We start from the raw sequence: 17,935 nt of genomic DNA, 5'->3' as shown, positions 1-17,935 counted from the left end.
AACAGGCATGAGCGAGTTCGACAAACGCCAGGAAGGCTTTGAGAAGAAGTACGCCCTCGACGAGGAGCAGAAGTTCAAGGCGGAGGCCCGCCGCAACCGGCTGCTCGGCCTGTGGGCAGCTGAGAAGCTCGGAATCACGGGTGATGCCGCCACCGCGTATGCCAAGGAGGTGGTCGCGGCCGATTTCGAGGAGGCCGGCGATGCCGACGTCCTGCGCAAGCTGACGGCCGATTTCGCCGCCAAGAACGTTGTCGTCACGGAGCAGGCGATTCGCGCCAAGATGAGCGAGTTGCTCGCGGTTGCCGCCGCCGAGGTGAAGGCGGGGAAATAATCGAGTCAACCGACCCGCCGGCGCGCAATAGCCTTGCGCGCCGGCGTTCTTCTTCTGCCTTCCCGCGTGGTCGAGCCATTCGGCCCGGCATAGTTGCGGCGGATGGTTTCGAGCAGGCGCTCTGCGGCAGCGCTCAAAAACCCGTCACGACGCGTGACGAGGATGATATCCTGGTGCGCACCAAGGTCGCCCACGGCGATCGTCGCGATCGAGCCCGCACGCAGCTCCTCCGCCACATGGCTTTTTGCCAGCAGTGCAAGACCGAAGCCCGATTCCACCAGCCGCTTCTGCGCAGTGAGGCTGTCCACGGCCGTCCATTCCACCTCGCCAAGTCCCCGCGTCAGAAACAGCGCGAACACGTGAGCCGCGGCAATCTCGCGGCGCCCGCGAATCTCGGGGAATGCGATCCAGCGCTCGCCACCAAGCTCGGCGAGGCGTTTCACCCGCTGTCCGGCGCGAGGATGGTCGGGCGCACAGACCGCTTGCAACGATTCGCGCAGGATCTGCTCGCAGGCGAGATCGCCCGAGCCGTCGGCGTTGTAGCGCAGGCCTATCGTGGCCTCGCCGCGCCGGATGAGATCGCTGACCTCCGCGCTGGTCGCCGTCCGCAAGCTCAGCACGACGGCGGGATGCTCCTTGGTAAACCGCTTCATGATGGTCGAGAGGCGGCTGTCAGCGAGCGTCCCGGTCACGGCCAGCGAAACCGGCCCTGCATTCTGCTTGGTCAGTGCGCGGATCGCCTGTTCGGCATCCTGCGCCGCGGCCACTGCGCGCTCGGCATAGGGGATCAGCACGCGCCCGGCATCGCTGAGTCGCGTGCGGCCTGCCACCCGCTCGAACAGGGGAACGCCGAGCTCCTGCTCCAATAGAGCGATACGGCGCGAAATCGCCGGCTGCGAGCGGTGCAGGAATTTCGCGGCATGCGAAATCCCGCCTCTGCGATGAACCACCAGGAAGGTGTTGAGGGCGTCACTGTCCATCGCGACCTCATGCAAAAAGCTGATGATATCTGACAGAATAACAAATTTGGCGGATGACGAAAGTGCGCCTAAAGCTCGTTGGGACAGACAATGGAGACGAGCCATGACGAGCCAGTTGGACAAGGCGAGAGCGTTTCGCGCGTTGCACGAGCGGCCCGGTGCCTTCATCATTCCCAATCCATGGGATGCCGGCACCGCGAAGCTGCTCGCGGCGATGGGCTTCGAAGCCCTGGCCACTACGAGCCTCGGAGTCGCCAACATGCTCGGCAGCAGCGGCGTCAGCCTCGACGTCATCCTCGCCAACGCACGCACGATCGTGGAAGCGACCGACCTGCCCGTCAGCGTCGACCTCGAGAATTGCGGCGCACATGAGCCGAGACGCGCCGCCGAAGCTATTCGGCGTGCCGCAGACACTGGCGCGGTGGGCGGCTCGATCGAGGATTTCAGCGGCGATCGCGATCGCCCGATCTACGACTTCTCCCACGCCGTCGAGCGCGTCCAGGCCGCGGTGGAGGTGGCACGCGCGCTGCCCATTCCGTTCACGCTGACAGCGCGGGCCGAGAACTTCCTGCACGGCCGCAAGGACATCGACGATACGATCCGCCGCCTGCAGGCCTTCGAGGCCGCCGGCGCCGACGTCCTCTACGCGCCGGGCCTGTACGATCTCGCCACGATCAGGACGGTGGTGTCCTCGCTGGGCAAGCCCTTCAACCACGTGATGGGCTTTGCCGACCCGACGCTAACCGTCGAGCAATTGTCCGCCGCTGGCGTCAAGCGCATCAGCGTCGGCGGAGCCATGTCGCGCTACGCGCTCGCAGCGTTCCTGAACTGCGCGCGCGAGATGAAGGACAAGGGGTCCTTCACCTACATCCGCGAGATGGCGCCGGTCGGCGAGCTGCGCGCCGCCTTCGCCGCGGTCACTCCTCCTTGAAGCCGTACTCCGGCACGTTGCCGCTGGCGCCGTAATATTTATACGGCAGGAACTTGCCGCTCATGGTGATCTTGACGCGGTCGCCCTTGGGGTTGGCGACGCGTTCGATGCCCATGTCGAAGTCGATCGCCGACATGATGCCGTCGCCGAACTCCTCCTCTATCAGCGCCTTCCAGGCCGGACCGTTCACCATCACCATCTCGTAGAAGCGGTAGATCAGCGGGTCGGTCGGCGGCATCGGCGTGCCGGTGCCGCGCATCGGCACCTCGTTGAGCATCGCAACTTCCGCCTTCGACAGGCCGAACAGCTCGCCGGCATTGGCAGCCTGCGGCTTCGTCAGCTTCATCTGGCCCATGATCGCACCGACGATCAGCACCTCGGAATAGCCGCCGATCTTTTCGCAGATGTGCTTCCAGCTCCACCCCTTCTCGCGCTTGATGTCGAGCAGTTTTTCGGTGAGGTCTTCGCGTTTCATTAGGGTCTCCTTGCTAGGCGCTCAATCCGGGGTTTGTCCCCGGCATCCAGGTCTGTCGCGGCTCTTCGCCGCTTGATGCGATCGAGAGCCCGGGCTTGCCGATCTGCACCGTCGGCACATTGCGCGGATCGTGATCCGGCTTTTCAGTGGTAAAAGTCTTGCTGCGCGTCACCAGGAAATCGATGATGTGGTTGCGCAGCGCGTAGTACAGCGGATGGCGGTGCAGGTCGGTGCGGCCGCGATCGCGCGGCAGCGGATTCTCGACCACCTCCGCCAGCACCGCGCCGGGACCGTTGGTCATCAGGAAGATCTTGTCGGCGAGATAGATCGCCTCGTCGACGTCGTGGGTGATCATGAACGCGGTCTGCCCGGTCTCCAGGCAAATCCGCCGCACCTCGTCCTGCAGCGTGCCGCGCGTCAGCGCGTCCAGCGCCGAGAACGGCTCGTCCATCAGCATCATCTTCGGCGTGATCGACAGCGCCCGTGCGATGCCAACGCGTTGCTTCATGCCGCCCGACAGTTCCGAGGGACGCTTGTGCTCGGCGCCGGAGAGGCCGACCAGATCGATGAACTTCTGCGCATGCGCCTTGACCTTGGCGCGGTCCCAGCTGCGCCATTTCGAGCTGACGGCATAGGCGACGTTGCCGAGCACCGTGCGCCAGGGCAGCAGCGCATGGCTCTGGAAGATCACGGCGCGGTCGAGGCTGGTGCCCGAGATCGCCTGGCCGTCGACGATGACCGCGCCCTCGCTCGGCGCATCCAGCCCGGCGAGGATGTTGAGCACCGTGGTCTTGCCGCAGCCGGAATGGCCGATCACGCAAGCGAACTCGCCGCGCGCCATCGAGAGCCAGAGGTTCTCGAAGATGGTGGTCGTCGCTCCGCCCGCGCCGGAATAGCGCTTGGCGATGCCTTCGATCGAGATGAACTTGTCGGTCATCGCCTCTACTCCGGAAACGTGACCATGCGCGTGAAGCGCGCGAGGATCTGGTCGAGCAGCATGCCGACGATCCCGATCAAGAGGATCGCGATGATGACGTTGGTGATCGACAAATTATTCCACTCGTTCCAGACGAAGTAGCCGATGCCGGTGCCGCCGACGAGCATCTCGGCAGCGACGATCACGAGCCAAGCGATGCCGATCGAGATGCGCATGCCGGTCAGGATCGTCGGCGCCGCTGCGGGCAGGATCACGGTGAAGGCCCGCCTGACGGTGCCGACCTCGAGCGTCCGCGCGACGTTGATCCATTCCTTGCGCACGGTCGCGACGCCGAACACCGTGTTGAGCAGCATCGGCCAAATCGAGCAGATGAAGATGACGAAGATCGCGGAGACCGAGGAATCCTTAATTGTGTAGAGCGCGAGCGGCATCCAGGCCAAAGGCGAGATCGGCTTCAAGACCTGGATGAACGGATCGAGCGCCTTGCTCAGCAGCGGCGACATGCCGATCAGAAAGCCGAGCGGGATCGCCACCAGCACGGCCAGCAGATAGCCGGTGCCGACGCGCGCAATGGAATAGCCGAGCTGGATGCCGAGCCCCTTGTCGTTCGGCCCGTTGTCGTAGAACGGCCGCTTCAGATGCTCCCAGAGCTTTGCGCCGACATCGAGCGGCCCGGGCATCGCCGATTTGCCCTGCGTCGCCGTGAGGCCCATCAGCTTGGCATATTCCGGGCTCATCGTTGCCACCTGTGCGGTGGAGCGCGTGGCGAGATGCCAGATGCCGAGAAAGGCGGCGAGCAGCACGAGGGAGACGAGGCCGGCGCGGAGACGGAGGGAGGCGGTCATCTCTGAGGGGCCTCCCTCGACACGTGAGATTGTCGAGGGACCTGTACCCCCGACCTCTCCCCGCAAGCTGGGCGAGGTGAAGATAGAGCGCGGGCCATCACGACGCCTTCCTGATCTTGAAGCTCGCCAGATAATCCTCGGGCTTGGCCGGATCGAAATTCTTCCCCATCACCGCGAACGACTTGTAGGCACTCGCCGGCGGCGTGAGGCCCATCTCGGTCATCAGCTTCTTGGTATCGGTTGCCAGATACACCTGCTCGGCCACCGCCTTGTAGTCGACGTCGCCCTTGATCTGGCCCCAGCGCTTCATCTGCGTCAGCATCCAAACCGCAAAGGACTGCCAGGGGAATGGATCGAAATCGACGCGCTTGGGATCGGTCTTCACCCCGCCGAGGCCGTCGGCATAGGTGCCGGTCAGGACCTGCTCCAGCACGGTGACAGGCGCGTTGATGTAGTTCGCAGGCGCGATCGCCTCGGCGATCTGCTTGCGGTTCTCGGCCTTCGAGGCGAAGGCGGTGGCATCGACGATCGCCCGCGTCAGCGCCGCGAAGCTGTTCGGCGCTGACGTGATGAACTCGCGGCTCGCAGCAAAGCTGCAGCAGGGATGGCCATCCCAGATCTCCTTGGAGAGCAGATGCATGAAGCCGACGCCGTCATAGATCGCGCGCTGGCAGATGTTGTCGGGCGCGAGGAAGCCGTCGATGTTGTCGGCACGCAAATTCGCGACCATCTCCGGCGGCGGCACCGAGCGCAACTGCACGTCGGTATCGGGATCGAGACCGTGCTCGGCGAGGTAATAGCGCAAGAGATAATTGTGCATGGAATAGTCGAAGGGGATGGCGAATTTCAGCCCCTTCCAGTCCTTCGGATCGCGCTTGTCCTTGTGCTTGCTCGCCAGCACGATGCCCTGCCCGTTGATGTTCTCGATGGCCGGGACGGTGAACGGAATGGCGTTGGCGCCAAGGCCGAGCGAGATCGCGATCGGCATCGGTGCCAGCATGTGCGCGGCGTCGTATTCCTTGTTGATGGTCTTGTCGCGGATCACGGCCCAGCCGGCGGTCTTCACCACTTCGACGTTGAGGCCGTGCTTGGCATAGAAGCCCATTGGCGCTGCCATGATGATCGGCGTCGCGCAGGTGATCGGGATGAAGCCGACCTTGAGGTCCTTCTTCTCGGGCGCGCCGGCTTGCGCGAACACCTCGGTCGCCGTCTTCATCGGGAAGAATTGCGACAGCGCCGCGAGCGCGGTCGATGCTCCGACCGACTTCAGAAAAGCACGCCGCGCCACGTCCTGCGGAAACATCGCGCGCATCAATGCGGAGGCGACCACGCCCTCGTAGCGCTGCTCTTCGCTTGCGACCGGCTCGCAATGCAGCGCCGTCGCCTGCTCATGCTCAGCTGCGGAACGATGCTGGCCGCAAACACAGCCGGCTCGAAGCTTGCGATCGGGATCAAACGGATTGTCGAACGTGGACATCGGCCCTCCTGCGCGTCAATGCGAGAAGGAATTACGCAAGGAGCATGCCACCGACGAAGAAGCGGACATTGCCTTGATGACGCAGCATTTTCCCCCGCGCTTGGCCGCTACGAAAACTCGTGATAAACGAGATTTCGTAGTTCAATTACGAGATTTCGCAATGGCAACGACGCCAATGCCCGCCCACGACGAGGTGGCGCCCGTCATCGACCCGCGCATCGCGGCCTTCGAATCCTCGGTCGAGGCGATGCTGCTGGTCGATCCCTATGGCGACCAGATCGTCGATGCCAATCCCGCCGCCTGTGCCCTGCTCGGCTACGACCGCGCTTTGCTGCGGCAGACCAGGGCCAGCACGCTCCACGCCGGCGAGCTTGCCGCCCTCACCGTCTTCACCCAGGCCGTGCTGCACAAGGGCGCCTACTGGACCACGGCGCTCAATCCACGCCACGCGACCGGGCAAGATCTCAAGCTCGAATATGCCGGCTGCCTGCTGCCGCATGACGGCCGCACGCTGCTGCTGCTGAGGTTGACCGATCTCGAAGCCCGCCGCCGGCGCAATGTCGATGCCGCCGCCGAGGACCATATGCGCGGCGGCATCTCGACTTGGCAGCGGGTCGAGCGCGTGTTCCAGGACATCGAGCGCGAGAACCAGTTGATCCTGCGCGCCGCCGGCGAAGGCATCTATGGCGTCAACGCCGAAGGCAAGACCACCTTCGTCAATCCCGCGGCCGAGCGCATGCTGGGCTGGACCGCCGAGGAGCTGGTCGGCAAGGAGATCCACCCGATCGTCCACCACACCCACCACGACGGCCGGCACTATCACAATCACGACTGCCCGATCTACGCGGCATTCCGCGACGGCGCCGTGCACCAGGTCGACGGCGAGGTGTTTTGGCGCAAGGACGGCTCGCCCGCCTGGGTCGAATACACATCGACGCCGATCCGCGATCGCGGCGTCGTGGTCGGCGCCGTCGTGGTGTTTCGTGACGTCAGCCAGCGCCGCGAGGCCGCCGAGAAGCTGCACGCGGCGCTTGCCGAGGTCGACCGTCTGCGCGAGCGGCTCGAGCTGGAGAACGCCTATCTCCAGGAGGAAATCCGCATCGAGACCAACCCGCGCGGCATCATCGGGGGCAGCGAGGCGATCCAGAAGACGCTGCGCCAGGTCAAGCTGGTGGCGCCGACCGCCGCGGCGGTGATGATCACCGGCGAATCCGGCACCGGCAAGGAGCTGATCGCGCGCGCCATCCACGAGGATTCCACCCGCAGCGACCGGCCGCTGATCCGCGTCAACTGCGCCGCGATCCCGCGCGAATTGTTCGAGAGCGAGTTCTTCGGCCATGTCCGCGGCGCCTTCACCGGCGCAACGCGCGACCGCATCGGCCGCTTCGAGCTCGCCGACGGCGGCACGCTATTCCTCGACGAGGTCGGCGAGATCCCGCTCGAGCTGCAAGGCAAGCTGCTGCGCGTCTTGCAGGAAGGCCATTTCGAGCGCGTCGGCGAGGCGCGCACCCGCGCCGTCGACGTTCGCGTCATCGCCGCGACCAATCGCGATCTCAAGCAGGAGGTCCAGCGCGGCCGCTTTCGCGAAGACCTCTATTTCCGCCTCAACGTGTTTCCGATCGAGACCGTTCCCTTGCGCGAACGCCGCGAGGACATTCCCCTGCTGGCCCAGCATTTCCTGACGCGCGAGAGCAAGGCGCTGAAATCGAACCTCCGTCTGTCGGAGGGCGATGCGCGGCGGCTGACCCGCTACAACTGGCCCGGCAATGTCCGCGAACTCCAGAACGTGATCGAGCGCGCTGCGATTCTGTCGCAGAACGGCCGCCTGCGCATCGATCTGCCCGATCCTTCAGGTGAACAAGCGCCCAGCGGCGCCACCCGCCAGAGGCCCGACGCGCGCCCCGCAATCATGACGTCGTCGGAAATGCGCGACCACGAGCGCGCCAACATTCTCGCCGCGCTTGAGGCCTGCGCCGGAAAAGTCTTCGGCCCCGGCGGCGCCGCCGAGATGCTCGACATCAAGCCGACCACGCTGGCCTCACGGATCAAGGCGCTGGGAATCGCGCCTCGTCCGCAAGGGGCCCATCCTTCGAGACGCCCGCTTTAGGCGGGCTCCTCAGGATGAGGTCGGAGGGCGCGGCAACAGTATCAACAGACACCGGTGCCGCTTAGCCTCATCCTGAGGAGACCGCGAAGCGGTCGTCTCGAAGGACGAGGCGCGCGCTCAGGCTGCCTTGGTGGTGACGTCCGATGCGATCGGCAGGCCCTGCTCGATCGGCAGCGAGGGATCGCGCGACCATTCGTTCCAGGAGCCGAAATACATCCGCACGTCCTTCACGCCGGCGTTCTTCAGCGCCAGGAACGTGTTCGAGGCGCGAGCGCCCTTGAAGCAGTAGAGATAGACCGGCGTAGTCTGCGAGATGCCGACCGTGGCGCATTCCGCCAGAATCTCGTCCTTGGATTTGAAGCGCGGGCCTTCGACGGTCGGCTTCATCATGCGATACCATTCCAGCCACACCGCGCCCGGGATGCGGCCCTTGCGCGGGCAGAAATCCTTGCCGTACGGGGACGAGCTGTCGCCGATCCACTCGTCGACGTCGCGCACGTCGAGGATCGCGATGCCCGGCTTGCCGACGGCGGCGAGCATGGTCTTGGCGTCGATCAGGATCTCGCCCGCTTCAGGCACGATCGAGAACGAGGCCTTCTCAGGCGCGGGCACATCCTTGGTCACCGGGAAGCCCGCGGCCGACCAGGCGTCGAAGCCGCCATGCAGCACCTTCACCTTGGGATAGCCGAGCATGGTGAGCAGGTAATAGCCGCGGCAGGACTGGCCGAAGCCGGAGTTCATCGACTGTTCGTAGATCACCGCCGTCTCCTTGCCGGAAAGGCCGGCGCTGCCGAACGCATCGGCGAACTTGGTCTTGAGCTCGGCCATGCCCTCGGGCGTGGAGGTCGCGAGGAACGTGAAGATCTCATGCACGTTGACGGCGCCCGGCAGATGGCCGGCGGCGTAGGCGTCGGGATTGCGGGTGTCGATGACGACACACGGCTCGGTCTTCAAGAGATCGGCGAGTTCGACGGCAGTGATCAGAACGTCAGTCATGGCAGCCTCTCCGTTGAGGTTGGGGGTCTTCGGGTGGACTCGTAGAACTCAGGACTCGGCCAGCATCTTGCGCAGCTGCTTGGTGGCCGGCGTGACGATCGCGACGAAATAGGCCTCGCGCAGGCGTCGCTGCGCGCGGTGGCTTTTGAGATAACCGCGTGCGCCACAATGCAGCATCGCCGCATGCGCCGCCGCGACACTGGCTTCGCCGGCGCGCAGCCGCAGCGCAATCACCTTGCGCCAGTAGGTCTCCTCCTCGTTGTAGGGATCGCGCGCCAGCGCCATGGTCTCGGCCTCGAGCTCGGCGGCGAGCTCGCGGAAATGCACCGGCTGCTGCGGCAAATAGCGGTTGATATGGCCGAGGGGATTGTCGACCTCGTCCATGATGTTGATGCAATCCTTGATCACCCCCAGCGCCATGCCGGCCTGCAGCAGGATGAAGCCGGCGCGGATCTTCTTGACGAAGGGCGCGGCGGGATCGGCCAGGATCAGCTCATCGGGCACGAAAGCGTCGCGGAACTGCACGCCATAGGTGCCGGTGCCGTCCATCGCGAGGAACGGCTTGCAGGGCGTCAGCGTGATCGCGGGGTCGGAGCAATCGGCCAGGAACATGACAGTGCCGGGCTCGCCACTTGCGATGCCCGGCTCGTCCTCGCGCTCGAAGATGGTGCCGAAGTAGTGATCAGGCCCGAGGTTGGAGACCCAGGGCAACGCACCGCGCACGATATAGCCGCCCTCGACCTTGCGGCCCTTTAGCTTGAGCTTCTCGATGCCGAAGAAGCTCTTCATGGGATTGGAGAGCCCGGTGCCGCCAAGCACGCGGCCGGTCGAGAAGGCATCTCCGAAGCGCTTTGCGAGCTTCACATTGGTGGAGTTCGCCGCGTACCAGACCAGCGTGTTCTGGCACCACGCCATGAAGGCCGTGGCACCGCAGACCTCGCCGATCGCCGCCATCGCCTGGATCGCGCAGCGCAGATCGGCGGGGCCTTCGTGCGGCACATGGCTGCCCCACGCTCCGACCGCGCCGAACTTGCGCAGCACCTCGGCTGGATAGACCGAACCGTCGTCGATGCCGGCGGCCAGCGGCGCGAGCTCTTGGCGCGCGATCCGCGCCACCTCGTCCGCAATGGACGGTGCGGGCTGATCCAGAACGTCGGCCCGCGATAAAGCCAGTGAACCCATGATCGTCTCCCGCACCCTGTCCTGATTGCCGTCTGCTAGATGCCGACCTCGAGATTGACCGGCCGCGTGAAGGTGTTGGCGACCGGCGACCATTTCTTCACATGGGTGACCAGCGCGTTGATCTCGTCCGGCGAGATGCCCTCGCATTCCATGTCCACCTTGACGCGCACATCGGTGAAGCCGACCGGCTTGTCGGAGGTGTCACCGGTGCCCCAGACCGCGGTGATGTTGAGATCGCCTTCGAGCTCGAGCTCGAGCTTGTTGACGATCCAGCCGCGGTGCACGGCGTTGGCATGCAGGCCGACCGCAAGGCACGAGCCGAGCGCGGCGAGCGAGGCTTCCGACGGATTGGGCGCGGTGTCGTCACCCAAAAGCCCCGGCGGCTCGTCGACGATGTAGGGCGGCAGGTTGCGGATATAATTGGCGTGGCGGAATTTGCCCTCCGCGACCGTCTTGCACTTCAAGGTCTTGATGACCTTCGGGTTTGCCTTGCCGTTGGCAATCAGTTGCTCGAGCCCGTTCTTGTCGATGGGCGCGAGGCACCCCGTCAGCACTGTCTTCTGAACGACGGCAGTCATCAATCTTCTCCCTGGCAGAAGTGGAAATCGGCAGGATACCGAACGGTCTGTTTCCTTGCATGGAGCGTGCCAGATCTCGCGAAAAACAAAAGGCGAGGCTTTGGAGCCGCTTAAACGTCGCTGCCTGCAGATTGGTCAGCCCACTCCTGCTCAAAGGCGGAGCAGCCGCGCGCGCGGATGCGAATCTTTTCGGCGCCGAACAGATGCGGCTTGCTGATGCGAGGCGGCTGCGATTAAGTTGTCGCTCATGGCAAAGCCGTCATCGAAGAAGAATCCGCCCCACGCCGCTGCCGGCGACGACGAATCCGCACGCGGTCGCCTTCTCAACGCGGCGACGCATCTGTTCTGCAAGAACGGCATCAACGCCACCGGCATCGATGCGATCATCGAAGAGGCCGGTACCGCCAAGACCACGCTCTACAAATTATTCGGCTCCAAGACCAACCTCGTCAACGCCGTGCTGGAGAGCGAAGGCAAGCAATGGCGCGAATGGTTCATCGGCGCCATGGAGCAAGGCGGCGGCGATGCGCAGGCGAAACTCACGCGCATCTTCCCCGCGCTGAAGAGCTGGTTCGCCGAAGAGCGCTTCTACGGCTGCCCCTTTATCAACGCCGTCGGCGAGCACGACAAGGATGCCAAGCAATTCCGCAACATCGCGCTGAAGCACAAGAGGATCGTGCTCGGCCACATCGAGAAGCTCGCCGGCGAGCTCGGCTCGGCCGAGCCTGCAGTGCTGGCGCACCAGCTCGGCCTCATCATCGACGGCGCCATCGTCGCCGCGATGATCTCGCGCGACCCGGCCGTCGCGGATACCGCGGCGCTTACGGCAGGCCCCCTGCTCGGCCAGGCCAAGGCGAAGAAGAAGCGCGCGGCGGAGCAGTTGGAGGCCGTGTGACGGTTCTTGCTTCGTAACGGGGACACTGTCCCGGATTGCGCTGCGCTCCATCCGGGCTACGATGACTTCGTAGGGTGGGCAAAGGCGCGACGCGCCGTGCCCACCATTCCGTCTCAACTGTAAGCTTTGATTTGCCCGCCTACGGACCCGTCCGCTCGATCAGCGGCTCGCTCGCAGCGCGGCAAGCTCGACGTCGGCGGCCGACTTCTCGATAAAGGTCCTCGGGCAATCGGCAGCCGCCTGCTCGAACAGTTTTAACGCCTCTTCCCTGGAGCCGCTCTGCAGGGCTCGCTCGGCAATATAGAAATTCGCCTCGCAGACCTGCCCCTTCTTCTTCGCCGGGTCGGCATCGTCCGCTGCGCTGCGCACTTGCTCCGGCGTCGTCGTACCCAGGAAGAGGTTGACGACCGGCGCGGGCCATTTCGTCGCGTCGAGCCGCTTTGCAGCCTCGCTCAGCCGGCTCGGTTGGTCGCTGCGCCTTGCAACAATTTCGCGCCAGATGACTGGATAGGCACCTTTCGGATCGAGCTCGATCGCCTGATTCAGATCGGTCAACGATTGGGCGAAGGAAGCGGTCTGCCAATAGAGCCTCGCACGATGAAAGTAGGCGCGCGCATCCTTGGGATCGAGCTGCACGAGTTGATCGTAGTCCTCGAGCGAGCGGCCGAAGTCCCCCTTGGCCTTGTACGCGTTGGCGCGGAGCCCGAATGCATCCTTATCCTTGGGGTTGAGGCGTATCGCGTCATCGAAGTCTGCGATAGCGCGGTCAAGCTCCCCTTTCGCGTGGTAGGCCCCACCCCGAGCGCGGAGCACGGGGCCATCCGTGGACGCGAGCGCAATCGATTCACCTGCGACGGACGCAGAAATGGGATCTGCATCCTGACCTTGAAGCTGACTCTGCCGATCGCCGGTGTTTCCTTGACCCTTATGTGCCAGCTGGATCACCTGATTGTAATCGGCAATGGCGCGATCGTAATCACCCTTTTGAAAATAGGCGACGCCCCGGCAACCATAGGCAGACCGGCTCTGTGGGTTTAGCTCGATGATCCGGTCATAGTCGGCGATCGCGCGGTCGAGTTCACCCAGTTGAGAAAAGGATTCGGCTCGGAAGTAGTAAAAATTCTCGCTTCTGGGTTTGATCTGGATGGTTTGATCCAGTGCGGCCAACGCGAGCTCTCTCTTACCCTTTGCGAAGTAAACTCGACCGCGGCACAATTGGCCTCCACCGTTTTGCGGGCTGATCTCGACCGCACGATCGCAGTCAGCCATGGCCCGATCGGGATCCCCATTCCGGACGTAAGAGAGGCCTCGTTCGACATGCGCTATGACATTGTCCGGATGAATCAGAAGGGCCTGATCATAATCGGCGATGGCACGGACGAAGTCGCGTCTCGCCGAATAGACGTGAGCACGTCCGATATAGGCGTTGGTATTCTTCGGATCGAGCTCGATCACCTTGGCATAATCAAGCAGCGCAGCCTCGGGCTCTCGCTTTTGGATCAGCGCAGAAGCCCTCGCGATGCGGGAGTTCAGATTGCCCGGATCGCGCTCAATGATCTCGTTGTAGTCCGCTATCGCAAGGTCGATCTCGCCCTTCTGGCGGTAGAACATGGCGCGGCGGAAGCGCGCCATGACCACACCTTGCTGCATGCCCGTCCCCGCCGCCTGAATGATGGCGGTGCAGCCTGCGATCCTGTCATCGAGGCTGAAATTGCCGACCGCGTTACACTTGGAAGCCAACGGCATTTCCGCGCGAGCGCCTGACATTTCGAGCAAGGCCGTCAGCGCCACAACACCGAAGCTTGCTGCCGCACGAACTCCTGCGCGGCCGATCCTTCCAAACATGCAGTCCCCACTCAATTTCCAGAGACTTCATAGCAACCAATCTTGTCTATGCACAGCCCTTGGTTGCGCACTTGCAGGCGACGGGTCCGTGCGGCCCGATGCTCAGGCCGACTTGGCCATCATCCCCTGAAGCCGCACCAGTTCCGCCTCCAGATCACCGCTCCACATCCACTGCCCTAATGTCGAGCACGCGACGCGCCTCGAGCCGTGTCCGCCTACGCCTCGGCGATCTGCAACAAGGCCTCGCGAAAAGCCAGCGCGGCTGGTCCGAGCGGCTGGTCCAGCCGGTGCGCGAGATAGGCTTCTGCGGCAACCTGGCTGCGCCGTCCGAGGGCGGTGGTGGCAAGGCGCACGAGGCGCCTTTCCCTCAGATCGCGCTCCACCAGCCAGAACGGCAGGCGGCCCCAGCCGAGACCGGCGAGAATCATCGCATGCTTGGTGTCCTGATTGGTGACCCGGCAGGTCTGGGGCGAAAGCACACCGAACATGCGCCCTTCCGTCAGCGGCGTCGGATCGGACAGAACGATCTGCAGATGATCGGCCAGATCCTGAAGGCTGATCCTGTTGCGCGATTGCCGCCTCGCCAATGGGTGCTCAACGGAAACGACGGCAACCTGCTCGACCGACGAGACCGCCTCGACTGCGATCCGCGGGTCGCGGAAATCCTCGCCGACCACGATCGCGAGCGAACTGCGCTTGTCGATCAGCGAGGCGATCGGTCCACCCAGCGGCTCGACCGCAAGCCTGATCGAAACCGAGGGATAGGCAGCGCGCATCTTCGTCAATGCCGCACCGACCATGCCGATCGGAAACAATGTGTCGATTGTCAAGGAAAGCTCGAGCTCGACTCCCTCGCCAAGGCCCCGGGCTCTCGCCCGCATCGCATCCACTCTGAGAAGAATGTCACGTGCGTTCGCGAGCAGTGACTGTCCCTCAGGCGTCAGGACGGGCCGATGACCCGTGCGATCGAACAGCGCAAGACCCAGCTCGGCCTCCAGATTGGCGATGGCATGGCTGATGGCGGACTGAACACGGGACAGCCGAGCGGCCGCCGAGCGAAAGCTCCCGCTTTCCGACACCGTCACGAATGTTCGCAACTGATCAAGCGTCAGCACATCCAGCATGATCTATCCAATCGATCGAACTCATCGATCTTATCGCGCTACCGCTGATCAAGCACAGACCTATTTTGGCTGCTAGCCCCCACCTGAGAGCGAGGAAGCAAAATGACGAAGGTCCTGGTGCTGTACTACTCGTCCTACGGTCACATCGAGACGATGGCTGAAGAGATGGCCCGGGGTGCACGGGAGGCCGAAGCCGAAGTCGCCATCAAGCGCGTGCCGGAAATTGTTCCCGACCACGTCGCGCAGAGGGCCGGATACAAGGTCGATCAACGCGCCGACACCGCCGCCGTGGCCGAATTGCCGGACTACGACGCGATCATCCTTGGCACCCCGACGCGTTTCGGGAACATGGCCGCGCAGATGAAGAACTTCCTCGACCAGTGCGGCGGCCTGTGGTTCGAGAACAAGCTCGTGGGCAAGGTCGGCAGCGTCTTCACATCGACGGGCAGCCAGCATGGCGGCCAGGAAAGCACCATTCTGTCCGTGCACAGCGTGCTGCTGCACCTCGGCATGGTCGTGGTCGGGCTGCCCTACACATTCAAGGGACAGATGCGCATGGACGAGGTCACCGGATGCTCGCCCTACGGCGCATCGACCCTCGCCGACGACGGCAGCGGCGGGGATCGTCGTCCAAGCGCCAACGAACTGGCCGGGGCACGCTTTCAGGGACGCCATGTCGCCGAGATCGCTCGCGCCCTGGCCGCTGGGCGGCTCACGGAGGCGGCCTGATGGCGGCGGCAGCACCTGCCTCGTCCTTGCGAGATCGGCATTGGCATGTGGTGAGCATCGTCGTGGGCTCCGGCGCCGTCGCCGCGATCCAGGTGGGGAAGGCTGCGATCGCCACGCCCATGCTGCAAAAGGATCTGGGCCTTGACCTCGCCGCTGCCGGCTGGCTGACCGGGATCATCGCTGTTCTCGGCCTGTTGGGCGGTATCCCCGCCGGCTCCCTCGTGGCTCGCGCCGGAGATCGGCGAAGTCTCATTGTCGGCCTCGGGCTGCTCATCCTTGGCGCCATCATCGGCGCGCTCGCAACCGACTATGCGGTGCTTCTCGCATCGCGCATCGTAGAAGGCTCAGGATTTCTTCTGATCATTGTTGCGGGTCCGGCGATCCTGAACAGAGCAGTCCCGTCCGGGCAACAGGACGTTCCGCTTGCCCTGTGGAGCTGCTTCATGCCGGCCGGCATTGCGCTCGCGATGCTCGTCGGGACGTTCTTCAGCGACTGGCGCGCACTGTGGTGGGGCAGCGCCGGTCCTGCAGCGATCGCCATCGTGGCCGCGTGGATGAGTATTCCGGCCGCTCCGAAGCGCACCCCGGCATCGTGGCGACGGACGATGTCCGATGCCGTGTACGTGGCGGCAAGCAAGGGCCCGCTTCTGCTGGCCGGATGTTTTGTCCTCTACAGCCTGATGTTCTTCGCGCTGTTCAGCTTCCTCCCGGTGCTGCTGATGGAACGGATGAACATCCCCCATGGCACGGCCGGCATGCTCAGTGCCCTCGCCACCGCAAGCAACATCATCGGCAATGTCGCTGCCGGCTACCTGCTCGCGCGCGGTGCCCGGCGTTCAGTGCTGATCTTCGCGGCCTGTCTGGCCATGGGCTTTTCAGCTCCTGGCATCTTCCTGCAGATCTTCGGCGATACGCCCACGCTTCTGCTGTGCATCCTGTTCGCTGCGGTCGGTGGCCTGATGCCGGCCGTCCTGATCTCATCGATCCCCTTGCTCGCGCCATCCGCCGCACTCATTCCTGTGGTCACCGGACTGGTGATGCAGGGCAGCAATCTCGGCCAGGTGGCCGGACCTGTCGCGGTCGGAAGTGCCGTTGAGGCCTATGGGTGGACAGCCGCACTGGCCATCATCCTGATCGCCGCGCTGCTTGCCGCCATCATCGCCGCATCCGCCCGCTTCGATGACAGCGCGGCCCACTGAACCTACTGTCCCAACATCTCGGCAAGCCGCACCAGCTCCGCCTCGAGATCGCGCTCCACATCCACGGCCCGAATGTCGAGCACGCGATAATCTCGCGCCTCCAGCCACGCCCGCCGCGCCGCGCGATCGGCCGCAATCGCCTCCCCCTCGCCCGGGTTCACCAGCTCGATCGCGATCCGGTGCGGGAAGGAGACGAAGTCCGGGATGTGGCGCCCCACGGGAGTCTGGCGCTTGAACCCACCTGCGAAGCGGCGATCACGCGTCAGCGCCTGCCAGAGCAGGCGTTCGGCGTCGGTCGGGTTGCGGCGGAGCAGGCGGGCAAGGCCGCGCACGGTCGAGCCGCTGTCGGGGACGCCGCGGCCCTGCCCGTGCTCGGCCAGCAGCGCGCGCAGGCGCGTGGCCTGCTCGCCGTCGAGTACGCCGCCCTTGGCCGGACCCTTGCGCCCCTCGGCAATTGCCATGATCACGCCGTGCAGGGTGTGCATGTCCTGCTTGGTCGGCTCCATCCGGGTGAAGATGTTGCGCAGGTTCACCAGCATGGTGTCGCGCTTCTCGGCCGGGCGCAGGAACTCGACCTTGTCGAGCTCGCGCACGAGGTTCTCGAAGAAGGCCTGCATCTGGTGCTGCGAGGCGCGCTCGGATCTTTCAGGCATGGCGTGCGGCAACGCGCCCGACGTCGCACGCTTGAACCATTCATAGCCGACCAGCAGCACGGCCTGGGCGAGGTTGAGCGAGGCAAAGCCCGGATTGACCGGGAAGGTGATGATGCGGTTGGAGAGCCCGACCTCCTCGTTGGTCAGACCCCAGCGCTCGCGGCCGAACAGGATGCCGGCCTTTCCACCAGAGGCGACGTAACCTGCGATCTCGGTGGCAGCCGCCTCCGGCCCGACCACGGGCTTGGCCTGGTCGTGGGGGCGTGCGGTGGTGGCGAACAGGAGGTCGAGATCGGCGACCGCCTCTGCCACCGTGCCGAACAATTCGACCTTTTCCAGGATGTGGTCGGCGCCGGCCGCGGCCCGCTGGGCCGCGATGTTGGGCCAGCCGTCCCGGGGGTTGACGATGCGCAACCGGTCGAGGGCGAAGTTGCCCATGGCGCGCGCGGCCATGCCGATGTTCTCGCCGAGCTGCGGTTCGACCAGGATCACGATGGGACCGTCGAGGGTAAGGCCGGCCTTGCTCTTGTCAGTCCCCGACATCTCGCTTTGCTTTCACACTGTCTCTCAGGGCCTTGCTCTAAAGGGCTTTGGCGAGGCCGTTTTTAGGAATCGATTCAAGTCGGCGACCGGCCGGCTCGGGCGCTGCCC

17 protein-coding genes are annotated in these 17,935 nt (G+C 64.5%); 6 read left to right on the top strand and 11 right to left on the bottom strand.

The features are described from left to right. Nucleotides 1-7: 7 nt before the first annotated feature. Entirely contained in the window at nt 8-331 is a 324-nt protein-coding gene (locus tag I6F28_RS09305; protein ID WP_057029475.1) for a DUF1476 domain-containing protein, read from the top strand. 5 nt (nt 332-336) lie between these two features. Here I6F28_RS09305 and I6F28_RS09300 read toward each other — a convergent pair whose 3' ends face one another. Next, nucleotides 337-1,479, bottom strand: a complete 1,143-nt coding sequence (locus I6F28_RS09300) for a LysR family transcriptional regulator (RefSeq protein WP_225139761.1) — start codon at nt 1,477-1,479, stop codon at nt 337-339. On the opposite strand from I6F28_RS09300, the gene I6F28_RS09295 reads away from it, so the two are divergent. Next, a complete protein-coding gene (locus I6F28_RS09295; RefSeq protein WP_036027851.1) occupies nt 1,415-2,242 on the top strand; it encodes an isocitrate lyase/PEP mutase family protein in 828 nt (275 codons plus the stop codon). The two genes, I6F28_RS09300 and I6F28_RS09295, sit on opposite strands and share 65 nt — an antisense overlap. On the opposite strand, the gene cynS is transcribed toward I6F28_RS09295, so the two are convergent. From cynS to I6F28_RS09275, 4 genes are all read right to left on the bottom strand, one after another. Continuing rightward, entirely contained in the window at nt 2,229-2,717 is a 489-nt protein-coding gene (gene cynS / locus I6F28_RS09290; protein ID WP_025037304.1) for a cyanase, read from the bottom strand. The genes I6F28_RS09295 and cynS overlap by 14 nt on opposite strands. Before the next feature lie 13 nt (nt 2,718-2,730). Next, nucleotides 2,731-3,654, bottom strand: coding sequence for an ABC transporter ATP-binding protein (locus tag I6F28_RS09285; protein WP_225139760.1), 924 nt, complete (start codon nt 3,652-3,654; stop codon nt 2,731-2,733). Between the two features lie 5 nt (nt 3,655-3,659). Further along, nucleotides 3,660-4,499 (bottom strand): nitrate ABC transporter permease, encoded by an 840-nt coding sequence (gene ntrB / locus I6F28_RS09280; protein WP_225139759.1) that lies wholly within the window; start codon nt 4,497-4,499, stop codon nt 3,660-3,662. Nucleotides 4,500-4,596: 97 nt separating this feature from the next. Then, the gene (locus I6F28_RS09275) at nt 4,597-5,976 is read right to left on the bottom strand and encodes a CmpA/NrtA family ABC transporter substrate-binding protein (RefSeq protein ID WP_225139758.1); all 1,380 of its coding nucleotides are present in this window, start codon (nt 5,974-5,976) and stop codon (nt 4,597-4,599) included. 160 nt (nt 5,977-6,136) lie between these two features. On the opposite strand from I6F28_RS09275, the gene I6F28_RS09270 reads away from it, so the two are divergent. Continuing rightward, nucleotides 6,137-8,083, top strand: coding sequence for a sigma 54-interacting transcriptional regulator (locus I6F28_RS09270; protein WP_225114228.1), 1,947 nt, complete (start codon nt 6,137-6,139; stop codon nt 8,081-8,083). 117 nt (nt 8,084-8,200) lie between these two features. Here I6F28_RS09270 and I6F28_RS09265 read toward each other — a convergent pair whose 3' ends face one another. From I6F28_RS09265 to I6F28_RS09255, 3 genes are read right to left on the bottom strand one after another with little or no spacing between them, the layout of a single operon-like run. Beyond that, on the bottom strand, nt 8,201-9,079 hold the full coding sequence (locus tag I6F28_RS09265) for a sulfurtransferase (RefSeq protein WP_036012962.1): 879 nt from the start codon (nt 9,077-9,079) through the stop codon (nt 8,201-8,203). Between the two features lie 48 nt (nt 9,080-9,127). Then, entirely contained in the window at nt 9,128-10,261 is a 1,134-nt protein-coding gene (locus I6F28_RS09260; RefSeq protein WP_225124737.1) for an acyl-CoA dehydrogenase family protein, read from the bottom strand. Between the two features lie 35 nt (nt 10,262-10,296). After that, a complete protein-coding gene (locus tag I6F28_RS09255) occupies nt 10,297-10,839 on the bottom strand; it encodes an OsmC family protein (protein WP_024340895.1) in 543 nt (180 codons plus the stop codon). Between the two features lie 247 nt (nt 10,840-11,086). Between I6F28_RS09255 and I6F28_RS09250 the strand changes: the two genes are divergently transcribed. Beyond that, nucleotides 11,087-11,734, top strand: a complete 648-nt coding sequence (locus tag I6F28_RS09250) for a TetR/AcrR family transcriptional regulator (RefSeq protein ID WP_225139757.1) — start codon at nt 11,087-11,089, stop codon at nt 11,732-11,734. Nucleotides 11,735-11,893: 159 nt separating this feature from the next. Here I6F28_RS09250 and I6F28_RS09245 read toward each other — a convergent pair whose 3' ends face one another. After that, nucleotides 11,894-13,579, bottom strand: a complete 1,686-nt coding sequence (locus I6F28_RS09245; protein ID WP_225139756.1) for a tetratricopeptide repeat protein — start codon at nt 13,577-13,579, stop codon at nt 11,894-11,896. A gap of 215 nt (nt 13,580-13,794) precedes the next feature. Beyond that, nucleotides 13,795-14,703, bottom strand: a complete 909-nt coding sequence (locus tag I6F28_RS09240; protein ID WP_225139755.1) for a LysR family transcriptional regulator — start codon at nt 14,701-14,703, stop codon at nt 13,795-13,797. 102 nt (nt 14,704-14,805) lie between these two features. On the opposite strand from I6F28_RS09240, the gene wrbA reads away from it, so the two are divergent. Together wrbA and I6F28_RS09230 are read left to right on the top strand one after the other, a co-directional pair. Beyond that, entirely contained in the window at nt 14,806-15,432 is a 627-nt protein-coding gene (gene wrbA / locus I6F28_RS09235; protein WP_036012985.1) for an NAD(P)H:quinone oxidoreductase, read from the top strand. Further along, on the top strand, nt 15,432-16,631 hold the full coding sequence (locus tag I6F28_RS09230) for an MFS transporter (protein ID WP_225139754.1): 1,200 nt from the start codon (nt 15,432-15,434) through the stop codon (nt 16,629-16,631). Before wrbA ends, I6F28_RS09230 begins: the two co-directional genes overlap by 1 nt. A 2-nt stretch (nt 16,632-16,633) precedes the next feature. Here I6F28_RS09230 and I6F28_RS09225 read toward each other — a convergent pair whose 3' ends face one another. Continuing rightward, complete coding sequence (locus I6F28_RS09225) at nt 16,634-17,827, bottom strand: TrmJ/YjtD family RNA methyltransferase (RefSeq protein WP_225139753.1); 1,194 nt, start codon at nt 17,825-17,827, stop codon at nt 16,634-16,636. Between the last annotated feature and the right edge of the window lie 108 nt (nt 17,828-17,935).

The organism is Bradyrhizobium sp. NBAIM14 (assembly GCF_020193895.1).
Taxonomy (GTDB): Bacteria; Pseudomonadota; Alphaproteobacteria; order Rhizobiales; family Xanthobacteraceae; genus Bradyrhizobium; species Bradyrhizobium yuanmingense.
The sequence above is the reverse complement of the archived record's forward strand: the minus strand, read 5'-3'. Positions and strand labels throughout refer to the sequence as shown.